This window comes from Mycobacteriales bacterium (genome assembly GCA_040902655.1).
Taxonomy (GTDB): Bacteria; Actinomycetota; Actinomycetes; order Mycobacteriales; family SCTD01; genus SCTD01.
The window spans coordinates 1-13,441 of sequence record JBBDWV010000053.1 but is presented as its reverse complement, the minus strand read 5'-3'; the positions used below and the strand labels follow the sequence as shown (position 1 = coordinate 13,441).

The following is a 13,441-nucleotide window of genomic DNA, read 5'->3' as shown; positions in this document are numbered from 1 at the left end:
GACCGAATACGATCAAGTTCCGCCTGCAGAAATTCAACGCAGCGTGACGCTACCGCAAGATCGGGCCGGGATAAGGCAGCACAGCGACGCTGAGCCGGATTTCCGCGAGGGACCGGAGTAGCTCGACGCGCGACTCTGGGGCGATGCGCCCGCCGCGAAACCGACCAGGGCGGTGGGATCAGGCGCTCTAGGCTCAAGATATGACGCTCAGCCTGCAGCAGGCCCACCGCCGGGCCATGGTCCTCTACAACGACTTGCAGAAGCAGGCTGAACGCGATCCGGAGCAGGAGATCGACGGGATGGCGGTCGGCGTTCTCGACAGCCTGTTCGCCGCCTGTCGCGCACTCGTTCCGGACGACCCGGTGGTGGGCCACCTGGCCGGTGTCGTCACCGCGGACTTCATCGGCTCGGGCGAGCCGGTTCGGGTGGTGAGTGCCGCACTGGCAGTACGTCAGATCGCCGAGGCCCTCTCGGACCGCATACCCGCGGCGCACACCGACTACGCCGTCTCACGCGGGCCCGACTGGAACACCATCGAGTTTTGACCCTAAGGCGCTCGCGTCAGTCCTGCAGCGCGGCGCGGCGGTGGTTCTCGACCAGGAGGCGGTCCAGGATCTCGAAGCGAGCATCGGGGGAGACCGTCCACCGGGTGCCGATCTTGGTCGGGTGGTGGCCGATGTCAAGCTCAAGGTCGGTCCAGCCGTAGGCGTCGCGCACTGCCAGGTCGATCTCGGCGTGCAAATCTCGCAGTCGCCGGAACACCGGGTCCGTGAGGACGGGCGAGTGGACGGAGTTGTAGAGCTTGGTCAGCCCCAGAGCGCGGCCGAGCATGATCTCGCGCCGCTCGGTGTCCAGCGCCTTGCCAAGCTCCTCCAGCTCGGGGGTAAGCGCGGGGCGCGGCAGGGTGAGGAAGACGTCGGAGGGGGCGTAGCGAATGTCGGTGCGCATGGTGGACGTGTAGCGGATGGCCCAGCTCTGGTGCACCGACGACGACAGGAGTGCCAGGCTGGCGAAGTCGTCGAGGGCAAAGACGCCGCAGGCATGGGCGAAGACCTGCCCAGTCGGGACGCGCACCGGCAGCAGCACATTGCCGGTCAGCGAGATCGCCAGCACGTGATCGAGGCCGGCGATGGAGGCGTAGAGGTCCGGTGCTTGATGTTCGTAACGCCACCACGCCTCGCGGACCCTCTGCTTGTAGTCCGGCAGTTTGGCGCGGATAGGACGCACCAGACTCTCGACCCGCGCGAACGCCGCCGGGTACTCGCGGGCCCTCTCTTCGGACCAGTCATGAAAGTTGACAATCCAACGACTCGCCCCGTGGTCCGGTCGGCGGTTGAGATCTGCGCCGATGACGTACGGGTGCACCACCGTTTCGCTCCTCGAATCTTGGCGCAGGAGGTCGAGTCGCTCCTCGGCCGTCATCGTGAACCCGAGCCCGTTGACGTTGGAGCCCTGATACGCGACTCGCTGGTTCTCGTCAAGCCGCGAGGGCCTTCCGGCTTCTCGAAGGAAGGGCTGCAGGTCGACACCGAGTCGTGGCACCGGTGCGCCGTCCAACTGCGCCATTGCCTTGACGGTGGCCTTGCTGGCCCAGAGCCGGACGACAGACAGGTTGGCGCTGGCGCTGGGCCAAGGGCTAGCACTTGTTCCCGCGCGAAGAGTCCACCCAAGGCGCTCGAGCTGTAGCAGGCCGACTTCCAGCGTGTCACCCTCCACGACGGTGTTCGTCGTGACGTACCCAAGCTGTCCACGTCTGCCGAGCAGGGCATCAGCGCGCAGAAGGAATCGAGCGGCCAGGTCGGTATTCCCCCTCGCACCGCGACCCTCCCAGGCCGCCAGCCAAGCGAGATAGTCATCGCCTACCGTGCCCGAAATCTTCTTGCCGCCGAGGAACGGCGGGTTGCCGACGATGGCATCGAACCCGGGCTCTGCTGTGTCGGCGAAGACCTCTGGGAAAACCAACGGCCAGTGCAGTGGCCGCCGCGGTTCTTTGCCCTCCGGTTGGCCGGCCTGCACGGCGGCGGCGTGCGCCGACAGCGACTCTGCGCTGCCGGCCTCGTACTGCCACACGCCGTGCTCGAGCTGGACGAACACGGCGTCCCGACGGCCTTTGGCCAGCGACGCCGCCGCAAGACCCGCGCCGGTCAGCGCGTCGGCAACTGCCGTGAGTGGCTCCGTCGCGGCCTGCGCCTCGGCAAGCAGCCTGGCCTTGACCTCGTAGTCGCGGATCTGCAGGACCGACCGCCCGGTGATGCGGCGGCGGGCGTCGGCGGCCTGCTGCAGCATCGTGCGCCACCCAGCGGTGTAGTCGAGCTGCCCCTGGCGCAGCTTGCGCCCCGCAACCGGATCGAGGTGCAGCGCCTCGAGTTGAGCAAGGCTGCTGACGCCGAGCAGTGAGTCGCCGGCGACGAGGCGGTCATCGAGGAAGCCGAACGGTCGCTCGCGGTCCATCGTCACCAGCCACAGCGAGAGCTTGGCCATCTCGACGGCGAGGGGGTTGATGTCCACGCCGTACAGGCAGTGCTCGGCGATCTGCCGGCGGGCGCGCAGCAGCACCCCGCTGACCTCCGCGTCGGCCGTCTGCTCGGTCCGTTCGGCCAGCGCCCGACCCGCCTCGGCGTCACCCTCATCCACCCAGGCCTCGACCAACCGGTCGGCCAGGAAGCGGCAGGCCGCGACGAGGAAAGCCCCGCTGCCCATGGCGATGTCGGCGACCCGCAGCGCAGTGATGTCAGCCGATGGTCGCAGCACCCACTGCGCGCGCTCCAGCGTCTCGAGCGGGCCGGGCCGGTAGAGCAGCGGCTCCAGGGCGTGCTGCACCACCTCCTCTGCCAGCGACCTCGGCGTGTAGTGCGCCCCGGTCGCTGCCCGGCGAGTGGAGGGCGCGACGTAACGGCCGCCGGCCAGGGTGATCGCGGGCCGGTCCCGTCCGTCGCGGCGCACGAGGCCGGCCAGCGGCTGCAGGCGCGCCGCGAGGTCGGAGCCGAGCGTGCGGTGCAGCCCGACCATCACCGTCGGTGGCACCACTGCGGCGAGCCGCTTGGCGGCCGTCGTCCTACGGGCCGCCGTGAGCTTTGCCTCGCCGACATACGTCGTGGCGGTCCAGTCCTCGAGCGCCTCAACGGCGGCGAGCGCATCGGTGAGTGCGAGGTGCGCCAGGCCCTTCTTGCCCTCGCGACGCAGCCCGAGCACCGGCTCTGTGGTGGTGCGGACTTCCAGCTCCAGCAGCCCCTCGTACACGTAGCCGATCTGCTCGACGTCCAGTGCGCGGAAGGTCAGGCGCCGCCGCTCGCCCTTGAGCCGGACGTACTGAACGGCTTCGAGCATCCGCAGCACGGTGAGGTCGTCGACGCCGGCGTCCTCCAGCCAGCCGAAGCGGTCCGGATCGAACAGCCCGCCGCCGTACGCCGGCAGCCGCAGGTCCTCGTGCGCGACACCGCCGTGCAGCGCGCGAGTCAGCGCGTGCAGCTGCAGCCAGGCCCCGGTGCGGTGCTCCAGGGTCTGCTCACCGCCTTGCGCGGCCCGCCGTTCCAGCTGCTCGACCAGCCGCCCGGCGGAGTAGGAGGTGGCGTAGCGCTCGTCGTCGCTCGGCAGCAGGTGGCGCTCCTCGGCGAACAGCAGGAACACCAGGCGCATCATCGTCGTCACCACACCGGCGTAGAGGTCGTCGTCGCTGACCCCGTCCAGCAGGGCGCGGTTCGACTCCGCGTCGAGCTCGTCCAGGCGGGCGACCAGGAGCTGGACCGCCTCACGCACCTGCGCGCCGAGGGTGGTCGTCACCTCCTCCTGCGCCAGCGCGCTCTCCGCCAGCAGCGCCGGCAGCCGGTCGGCCGCCGCGACGCCGAGGAAGCGGCGGCGGTGCAGCAGCGCGACGAACGCCTTGAGCGTGTCGGGCTCCTCGCTCCACAGTCCGGCGTCCCACACCGCCACCCCGACCGGCTTGCCGCGCGGCGCCCACACCAGCGCCCACCAGCGGCCGTCGCTGATCAGTCCGAGCGGAACGTCTCGGGCGCGCAGCAGGACCGCCAGCCGCTCGCTCGGGCTCGCGGTCCAGCGACCGGAGCTTGTGCGGGTGAGGGGGTGGGTGCCGTAGGGCAGCCACATGCCGAGCAGGCGGTACGGGCTGTCGGCCGGCGCGGCGGCCGGCGCCTCGGCCGTGCCGTCCTCGTCGTCGCCGGGCTCGTCGTCCGGCAGCTCCTCGGGCAGCTCCGCAGCCGGTTCTTCGTCGTAGAAGGCGAAGTCGGGGCGCAGGGTGACGCCGTGCTCGGGCACCGGCTCGGCGAGCGCCGCCGGCAGGTCGGTGCCGGTGACCAGCCGCTCGCCCCACTCGAGCGCATCGCCGAACAAGGTGGCGGCCAGGCCGCCGCGCGCCGCGGCGCTGCCGCTGGCGAGGAGCGTGTCGAGCGCGTTGCGCACTGCGGCGCGGGTCGGCACGGGGACGGCGGGCAGCCCGGTCGGCCAGACCCGCTCGGCGACCGGCAGGGTGAGGAACGGCCCGGAGGTCTGGAGCAGCTCGAGCCAGGCATGCCGGGCCGGCTTCGGGCTCGTCACGCGCCTTCCTCCGGAGCGACCAGCACGACCGCGACCGGGAAGGTGAGCGTGCGCTGGCCGGCGTAGCGCCGGACCACCTGCGCCCGCTCCAGCTCGCGCTCATCGTCGAGCCCCTCGAGTCGGGCCTGCCACGCCGCCCGGTCGCTGTCGAGCTGGCGCAGCTCGGGGGCGTCAAGTTCGTCCAGGCGCAGCTGCACGTCCGCCGGTTCGGCCAGCGCGTCGGTGAGGGTGCGGCGCATGTGCGCGGTCACCCCGTCGATGCGGGTCAGCTCCTCGTCCTGGCGGGCGCGGATCTGCCGGTCCAGCGCCAGTCCGCGCGCCTCTGCCCGTTGCGCTACGTCGGTCACCAGCGCGTCGCAAAGGTCGGCCCAGGCTTCGGTCAGCCGCTGCCGGTCAGGACGGGCAGCCGGGCGGCATGCACCCGGCTCCAGGGCTGCTTCGACGGCGTCGCGGACGGCTTCGTAGCGTCGCTCGTCGACCTCGATGCGGCGGGATCGTCCGCTCGCCGGCAGCGCCCGCCCGGTCAGGACAACCTCCTCGTGCAGCCGCGCGCCGTCGGCCCCGACGATGACCAGCCGGGTCACGATCGTCACCAGTAGCTCGCCGGGGCGTACCTCCTCAGGCAAAGTGGCCGTCACGCCCGCCACCCGGGACAAGGCGCGCTGGGAGCCCCAGACGGCGCTGCGCAGCAGCCGCTGCGCTTGGTCGACCAACGGAGACCCCAGGTGGGCGTGCACGACGTCGGGGCCGGCGCGCTGGGCGTCGAAGGTGAAGGGCCGCAGCAGCGACGGGTCGAGCGGGTCGGCCAGCCCGGTAAGCGTGCGCTCCCACCCGCGGGACAGCTCGGGCGCCTCGAGCAGGCCGTCCGCGCGGTCGACGAGCGGCGGCTGGCCGGCCAGCGTCAGCGCCGCGTCGACGACTCGCCGGACGTTGGGCGGCGCGACGTGCAGCGCGGCCGTGCTGGCGGTGAGCTGCGCCCGCAGCCGCTGGACCTGTGCCCGCAGGTCCTGCTCCGCGCGCAGCGGAGAGGTCCCGGGGCGGGCGGTGAAGGGATCGTCGAGCACCGGGCGCCCGAGCATCCGTCTCTCCACCGCCCTGGCCATCACCGGGTTGACCCGCCCAAGGTCCTCCCGCTCCTGAGCGACCTTCGCCGCGACGCGACTGAGGAACTCCAGGTCTGCCTCGTACGACCCCTCCGAAGCCTGCTCCCAGCCGGCGCCGACGAAGTGGGACACATGGACGGGGCGGGACTGGCCGAAGCGGTCGACCCGGCCGATGCGCTGCTCGAGCCGGTTCGGGTTGAACGGGATGTCGTAGTGAAGAACGCGGCAACAGTGGGACTGCAGGTCGATGCCCTCGCTGGCGCTGTCGGTGGCCAGCAGGATGCGGACCGGGTCGCGGTCTGGATGGGCCTGGAACGCGGCCTTCAGCCGCTCGCGCCGGCTTGGATCGAGCCCGCCGTACAGCTCACCGAGCCGGTCGCCGCCCAATCCCCGCGCGCCGAGCAACCCGGCCAGCCAGATCTGCGTGTCGCGGTACTCGGTGAACACAATGACCCGCTCATGGCTCCAGGAGCCGTCTGGCCGGCAAAGCGCCTCCAGCTCCGTGACCAGGCGCTCGGCCTTGCTGTCAGCCGGCCCGACCCGGGCGTCGGCCCAGGCCCGCAGCTGGGTCAGCGCAGTGGCTGCTTGCTCGGACAGGCCGGTGGCGGCGGCAAGCAGCAGCGCCCCTTCTCCCTCGGACCCTGCGACGTCGTCCGGCTCGTCCTCGAGCAGGTAGTCGGTCTCAAAGGCGGCGTCCTCCGCGGTCTGCTTCAGCCCGGTGACCGTGCGCTGGTGCTGCTCGAGCGTCTTGGCGAACGCCGCCGGCGAGCTGAACAGACGCTTCTTCAACAGCAGCGTGACGAGGTCGTTGCGCGTGGGCGAGCCGGTGCGCAGGGCGGCGTAGGCCTGCAGGAGAGCGTGCCCGTCGCGCTCGGCGCGGGTGTAGTCGACGACGAGTGCCTCGGCCGGCAGCCGCTCGGCGAACTCCTTCTCGCCTGCCGCGTCGACGATCTCGTCCTTGAGGCGGCGTACGAGCACCTCTGCCAGTGCCGCCGGGTCGGGCGGCACGCCCCGGGCGAAGCGGTGCGGGTCGAGCAGTTCGAGCAGCGCCTGCCAGGACTCGCTGTAGCCGTTGTGCGGGGTAGCCGACAGCAGCACCCGGTGGTGGCTGTGCCGGCTGAGCTGGCGCACCGCCTCGGTCTGCCGGCTGTCGACGGCATAGCCGCGGCGACCCTTGGCGGGCGCCGGGGGGGCGCAGTGGTGCGCCTCGTCGACGACGAGCAGGTCGAGGAACGGCGTGCCGCCCGAGCGGCTGTCGAGCACCTCGTCGAGCAGACGCTGCACCCGCGGGGTGCGCAGCCACGGCAAACTGATGATCATCCGCGGATAGACGGTGAAAGGGTTGGCCTGCAGCCCGTGGGCGCGACGCATCGCGGCGAGGGCCGCGCTGTCCAGGACGGTGAAGTCCAAGCCGAACTTGTCGCGCATCTCCTCCTGCCACTTGATCGTCAAAGGCGCCGGGCAGACGACGAGCACCCGACGAGCGCGATGGCGCAGCAGCATCTCGTGGATGACCAGGCCTGCTTCGACGGTCTTGCCCAGGCCGACGTCGTCGGCCACCAGGAGCGCGACGCGCGGCATCCGCAGCGCCTTCGCGACCGGCTCGAGTTGGTAGTCCTTGATCTGGATGCCGGCCCGGAACGGTGCTTGCAGCGTGGTGACGTCGGCCGAGGCGACGGTGCCCCAGCGCACCGCGTCGAGCAGCGCGCCGAGCGTCTGCGGGTCGTCCCAGTGGTCGGCGTCCGGGACCTCCGGGAGTGCGCCGGCCGGGATGATCTCGCGGCCGGGCTCCACCTCCCAGACGACGGACAGCTCCTCCCCGAGGTCATCCTCGGAGACGGAGGTCAGGGTCGCGAGCGTCCGGCCGGACAACCGGGTAGTGGACAGCTCATCCTCGGCTACCGCGGCGCTGCTGACGTCGGAGACCACCCACTGCTGGCCGCGGACGCGCACCAGCTGGCCGACCTCGGGAACGGCGGCAGTCGTCACGGATGGGACGCTACCGACTGATTGCTCGCGTGGTGACCCCGCGGCGGGTGGTCGGGCGTGAGGGCCAGCGTCGATGCGCTTGTCGCATGGCTGCTTGCCGCGCCGCCACGGCGACTGCGGGGTCATCTGGTCGCCGACACCTGGAGATCAGATGGCGCGTCGCACGCCTGATCGACCCCTCCTATCACGGGACGTGCTGCTCTAACGTGCACGAGGTGACCACCCGCAGAGCCCACGCCGCAACGACGCTCGACGGGCTTCGATGATCAGCCTGCCCAGCCTACGGCGCCTCGACGTCGACGGCTACGACCTGTACCCCGGTCGAATCGACCGCCCCGGGCTGCACATCGAGTTCCAGCCCGGGCTCACGCTCGCGCTCGGCGCGAACGGTCTCGGCAAGACCACCCTCGTCACCATCCTGTACCGGATGCTGACCGGCCCGAGCGAGCTGTCCAAGCTGCCGGATGAGGGGTCGCTGGGCGGCTCCCGGCTCGCCGTGCGCCCCTTTAACCCGGCGGAGCGCGGCGCGTTCGCTGCCCGCGTCGTGGACGGCGCGAGGAGCGCCACCGCGACCCTCGCGTTCGAGCTCGGCGGCGCGGACGTCGCGGTGACCCGGCGGCTCGACACGCTGACCCTCACCGAGTGGAGCATCGACGGCGTCCCCCGCGAGGCTGCGGAAGCCGGCTTCACCGACGTCGTCGCCGGGCTGGCCAGTGTTGCGTCGTGGGCCGACTGGATCCTGGCGCTGCGCCACCTGGTCTTCTACTTCGAAGACCGGCGGGCCCTCGTGTGGGACCCGTCCGCGCAGCGCCAGCTGCTGCGCTTCCTGTTCCTCCCGCCTGAGCAGGCCCACGCGTGGCGGGAGCTCGAGGGCCAGGTGCTGTCACTGGACAGCGACGTGCGCAACGTGCGCTGGCAGTACAACCGCGAGCAGGCCGCGATGCGCAAGGTGGTCGCCGCTCGCGCCGCCGGTAGCGCGGAGCAGCTGCGCGAGCGGATCGGCGTCATGACGACCGAGCAGGCCGCCGAGCAGCAGACGCTCGAGGACCTGCGCGACGCGCTGGTCGACGTCTCCGCTGAGCGCCAGGAGGCGCGGCTCGCGGCACTGACCGCCGACGTCGAGCGGGAGTCAGCGATCCTCGGCGTCGAGCGACTGCAGCTGGACGTGATCGCGGCGGCGTTCCCCGCCGCGGCGACGACCGCCCAGTACATGCTGGGGCAGATCCTGTCCACCACCTCGTGCTTGGTGTGCCTGAGCGACGTCCCCGACTACCGCGCCGAGGTGGAGGAGCGGATCCGGCGCAGCCGCTGCCCGGTCTGCAGCTCGGCCGTGGATGCCGCCCGTCCCGACGGCGCCGCGGCGACCGAAGCGCTCGGCGTCGCCGAGTGGCAGGTGGCGACGACAGACGTGCAGCTCGCCGCAGCTGCCCACCGGCGAGCCACCGCCGAAGCCGCTTACCAGGAGCTGCTGGACCGGGTGTCTGAGCTGGAGGCGCGTACGACGGCACGGGCCGCCGAGATCGCCGACACCGTGCACCGGCTGCCCGCTGCCGAGCAGGACCTGCATGAGCACCAGTCCACGCTCGCCGCCCTGGGCGCTCGACTGGAGATCAGCCAGCGTGAGCTCGATCAGCGGCGAGGCGAGTTCGACGCGTTCGTGCGCAAGGTCAACGTCGTGATCGCCGAGCGCAAGGACGCGGTGAAGGAGGCGTTTGACGGGTTCGCGCAAGCCTTCCTGGTTGAGAGCGCTGCGCTGATCTGGGAGCCGCGACGGGCCAAGGTCGGGCAGCTGGGCGGCAGTGTCGAGTTCCCCGCGTTCTCCCTCGACCTGTCGACCACCGGGTTCGGCTCGCCGGTGCGTCGCAGCGGACCCGACAACGTGTCGGAGAGCCAGCGCGAGTTCATCGACCTGTCGTTCCGGATGGCGCTGATGGAGGTGGCGACGGAGGGCGGCGCGACGCTGATCGTCGACGCGCCCGAGTCTTCGATCGACGCCGTCTTCGCCGGACGCGCAGCATCCGTCCTGATGCGGTTCGCCGGCCGCGACGCCAACCGAGTCATGGTGACCTCGAACCTCGTTGAGGGGGACCTGGTCCCGCGCCTGCTCGGACTGGCCAACGTCACCCGGCCGGACGACGCCCGCGTCGTGGACCTGCTCGACCTCGCCGCGCCCACTGCGGCCACCCGGCAGTATGGGTCGGAGTACCAGCAGGCGAAGGAGCGCATGTTCGTGCGCGCAGCCAGCACGTGACCGAGCTCTCTATCGACGAGCGGTACCACGTCGTCCGCCGTCGGGTCCGCCTGCTGACGCTGCTGCGCGCCGCCGCCGACGTTGGGCTCGACCCGCTGGGCGTCGGCACGGTCCATGCGCTGGCCTATCTCACCGACGCCCTGTCGCCGGTGTGGCACCTCCCGCCCCTGGACGGTCAGGTGCTCAAGCGGGTCGTCCGTCCGTACTTCCCCGCGCTGCAGCGCGACGTCGACGCCCTGGTCGGAGCCGGGTTGGTCGAGGTGGTCCGGTTCGCGCACCTGCCAGATGAGGGCGGGCGCGGCTGGCGGCTCGACGCTGACCTGCGGCTGGTCGGTCCGGCGGCGGCACCGGTGCTCGCGGCGGTCGACGGTCTGCCGGAGCAGGCAAGCAGGGCCGCTTTCGTCCGCGAGGTCGTCTACGCGGCGTCGGGGCTCGGACTCAACGGGGTCGACCGGATCGGGCTGCTCGACGCGACCTACGTCGACCCGCGAGTCGACGTTGGCGGCGTCATCGACTTCGCCCCCGAGGCGAGGATGAACCCGACGGCGCAGGCGGCGCTGGGCTTCGCAGCCCTCGCCAGCGGCGTCCGGCTGTCCGAGCCGGAGCTCATCCACCTCTATGTCCGTCACCTCTACGCCGGGCTGGCCGGTGTCTGACGCCGCCGCGGGGTTCGCGCCCGACCGCCTTGCCCAGACCCTGCGGGGGTTCCCTGGGGCTGGCGACGACACCGACCAGCCGCCCGCGGTCCGCTTCCTACGGGGCGTTGCGAAGGTGGTGCGCAAGCGGGTGCTGGCGACTGCGCCGGCGTGCGACGCGACACCGTCGGTGTTCCTGCTGATGCCGACCGCCCCGGACGAGCTCGCGCCGATGTCGGCGGTGCACCCGATGCTCGACAACGGGCGCACCGACGTCGAGGGACAGCTGTGGTTCGTTGGCCCTCCGGTGGTGCGTGGGGTCGCCGCACCGCTGTCCGTCGACTCCGACGACGCGATCTGGCAGCAGGTAGAGGAGCTCGGCCTTGGCGCGGTGCCCGCCGTCCTCTACGACCCCCGGTGCAGCCCGCCGACGGTGCGCTTCTACCCGAACGGCCTGGCCGACGCTGACAACTGCCGCACGACCGAGATCGCCGGCACCGCCGGCGTCACGCTCGACGCCGTCTTCGAGTGCATCGACCACCTGCACCTGACCGAACTCGTGACGCCCGACGCGCAGTCGGAGCTCGGCCGCCTGTGGCGCGATCCGGGGAAGGGGTGGCCGGTGCCGCAGGCGGAGTTGACCGTGCAGATGCACCTTCGGACAGCGCTGAACGCCTGGTTCCCGACGTGCACGATCCGGCCGGAGCAGTCCCAGGTCAGCGGCCGGCTCGACCTCGAGGTCGAGGAACGCGATGAGAGCCGTCCAGCCGGGTTCGTCCGACACGCCGTGCTCGAGCTCAAGGTGCTGCGCAGCCGCAACAGCACGGGCGCGTCGACGTCGGCCGCGCAGACGGAGAAGTGGGTGGAGGAGGGGGTCGAGCAGGCATTCGCCTACCGCAGCGAACGCGACGCTCTCGCGTCGGCGCTGTGCTGCTTCGACATGAGGGCCCAGCACGACGACCCTTTCGGCGCCGTTTCGGAGAAAGCGGCCACGCTGCAGGTCGCCCTGCGAGCCTGGCCTCTATTCCCGTCCGCGAAGAAGTGGCGGAAGTGGCTGACCGTCCACAGGCTCGACGTCGGCGGCGACGGGGCGACGCCGTAGCCGGCGGCTCGTCGGCCCCCGCTCAGGCGAGCCGCAGTCTGACCGCGCTCTCCCGGAGCAGGTTCGATCCGCGGCCGCGCCGACTCAGGTCACGGGCCACCCCAATCTCCTCGACCCGCCACCCGACCAGCTCCGCGGCTCTGCACAGCAGGAGGTCGGCTGCGACCTCGAACCGGTCGTCACCGCTGCCGTGGGCGCTGTTGCCGACGACGAAAACGAGCCGCGAAGACGCGTTCGCCAACTCCGCGCACCGGCGGAAGACGGCGTGCATGTCCTCGACGTACCCGCGAATCATCCTCGTACGGCCAGCGGTGTAGCGGTCCGTCGGCACCACCGCGAGCAGCGGCGCCACGAGCCGCTCGACGGCCGCCTCGTCGGCCGACGAGGCGTCGCCGTACGTCTCCGGGAAGGCGATGCTCGGGTGGGACCGCAGCGTGGTGAGCCGCTGCGCCCGGAAAGCCTTCGCGTCTTCATACATCCCCAGCAGCCACGCCTCCGTCTTGTAGACCTCGGTGTAGTCGATGTTGTTCGGGTACGGCGGCGAGAACAGCGCGAGGTCGAACCCGCGCGCGTCCTCGCATCCGGTAAGCACGCGCGCGTCACCGTCGACGACCCGGGCCGACGTTCGACGAGCCGGCCTGCCGTTGAGGTCCTCGAGCACCACCGCGAGCCGTGCAGCGAACGCCTCGCGCGGCGCCACCGGTTTGCGGTCCGGGTCGTAGCGCAGGGCACGGCCGTCGCGGCGCAGGTACCCGGCCGGCTCCAACGACGTCGCGACGCACAGCAGCACCAGGTCGCGCGCCAGACCGGGACGCAGCGTTTCGGCTGCTGCCCGCAGCCGCAGCAGCTCCTCGACCGCTCCAGACGGGTAGTGTCCTGCTGTCCGCAGGGTCACCAGGTCCGGCAGCGGCAGCGCGGCCGCATCTGGCGCCTTGCGCAGGACTCGTGCCGCCGCCGAGCGAAGCTTCGCGGCGGTGGCATCGCCGTCGCAGACCGCGGCGGCGACCTTCGTCGCCGCGACGAGGCGCAGGAACGGGTTGCGCTCGACGCCCACGCCGGTCGCCGTCCCCGACCAGCCGGGGCTGCCGAGCAGCCCGGCTAGCAGTGTCGTCCCGCCGCCGGCGAAGGGGTCGAGCAGGAGCAGCACGTCCTTCGCCGCCAGGTCCGGGTCGTCCTTGACGACCCGGCCCAGCAGCTTCGAGGAGAACGCCTCCTTGAGGTGAAACCACCGGTGGAACGGCTCCTCGGCGTTGCCGTTCGGGACGACCAGACGCCCGTAGTCCGCCCGGCGGTCCGTCGTCTCGTATCCCGCGCCCAGCGCCTTGTAGTGACGCCGGAGGCGGTCGTGCGGGCTCGCGGGCACGAACGGGCCCTCCTTCGGTTGGTTCCGGCCATCATGCCGGCCCTGGCCACGCCTGCGACGCCGCCGCACCGACGTGGGGCGCTCCTGGCGCGCGAACGTCGTGACGCCGGTGTGTCGGGCGCGGTGCCGGACGGGACATCTGGCGGCCGTTGACAGCGGGGCCGAGCCTAAGGGGGCCCGCGATCCGCCGCGTCGCGGCCGGGCTCGTGTTGGGCGGCGGGGGGCGCATGATCCCGTACGAGGACCTACGACCCGAGTACCCGGCGCGGACGAGCGCCGTCCGCGCGCGTAGCGGCCGTGCTACATCACGAGGGATTCGCGCGGGCGCTCCACGTTCACAACGGCCTGGCCCCGCGCTGGGAGAGGGGACAGCGCCGATTCGACGGCTCCCTGACCTAGTGCCGCTGCCGGCAACCTTCGCCTCGCGGGCGACACGCCGATGAAGAT

General features: G+C 71.7%; 7 protein-coding genes. 4 read left to right on the top strand and 3 right to left on the bottom strand.

Translation table 11 applies throughout. The annotated features are described in order from the left end of the window. Positions 1-200: 200 nt before the first annotated feature. Complete coding sequence (locus WD794_15900; protein MEX2291795.1) at positions 201-545, top strand: hypothetical protein; 345 nt, start codon at positions 201-203, stop codon at positions 543-545. Positions 546-561: 16 nt separating this feature from the next. On the opposite strand, the gene WD794_15895 is transcribed toward WD794_15900, so the two are convergent. Then, positions 562-4,551, bottom strand: a complete 3,990-nt coding sequence (locus tag WD794_15895; GenBank protein ID MEX2291794.1) for a type IIL restriction-modification enzyme MmeI — start codon at positions 4,549-4,551, stop codon at positions 562-564. Beyond that, positions 4,548-7,643, bottom strand: coding sequence for a DISARM system SNF2-like helicase DrmD (gene drmD / locus WD794_15890; protein ID MEX2291793.1), 3,096 nt, complete (start codon positions 7,641-7,643; stop codon positions 4,548-4,550). The genes WD794_15895 and drmD overlap by 4 nt, the downstream gene beginning before the upstream one ends. A 262-nt stretch (positions 7,644-7,905) precedes the next feature. Here drmD and WD794_15885 point away from each other — a divergent pair, with 262 nt between their 5' ends. The 3 genes from WD794_15885 (at position 7,906) to WD794_15875 (ending at position 11,631) form a co-directional block, all read left to right on the top strand. Continuing rightward, entirely contained in the window at positions 7,906-9,894 is a 1,989-nt protein-coding gene (locus WD794_15885; GenBank protein MEX2291792.1) for a hypothetical protein, read from the top strand. Continuing rightward, entirely contained in the window at positions 9,891-10,550 is a 660-nt protein-coding gene (locus WD794_15880) for a hypothetical protein (protein ID MEX2291791.1), read from the top strand. The genes WD794_15885 and WD794_15880 overlap by 4 nt, the downstream gene beginning before the upstream one ends. Positions 10,551-10,668: 118 nt before the next feature. Next, complete coding sequence (locus tag WD794_15875) at positions 10,669-11,631, top strand: hypothetical protein (GenBank protein ID MEX2291790.1); 963 nt, start codon at positions 10,669-10,671, stop codon at positions 11,629-11,631. Positions 11,632-11,653: 22 nt separating this feature from the next. Here the strand turns inward: WD794_15875 and WD794_15870 are convergent, their stop codons facing one another. Next, entirely contained in the window at positions 11,654-12,994 is a 1,341-nt protein-coding gene (locus tag WD794_15870) for a hypothetical protein (GenBank protein MEX2291789.1), read from the bottom strand. Positions 12,995-13,441 lie beyond the last annotated feature (447 nt).

Bases quoted from the DNA above. Each gene is read 5' to 3' on its own strand.
- WD794_15900 (MEX2291795.1), top strand. From the start codon at position 201: ATGACGCTCAGCCTGCAGCAGGCCCACCGCCGGGCCATGGTCCTCTAC.
- WD794_15885 (MEX2291792.1), top strand. From the start codon at position 7,906: ATGATCAGCCTGCCCAGCCTACGGCGCCTCGACGTCGACGGCTACGAC.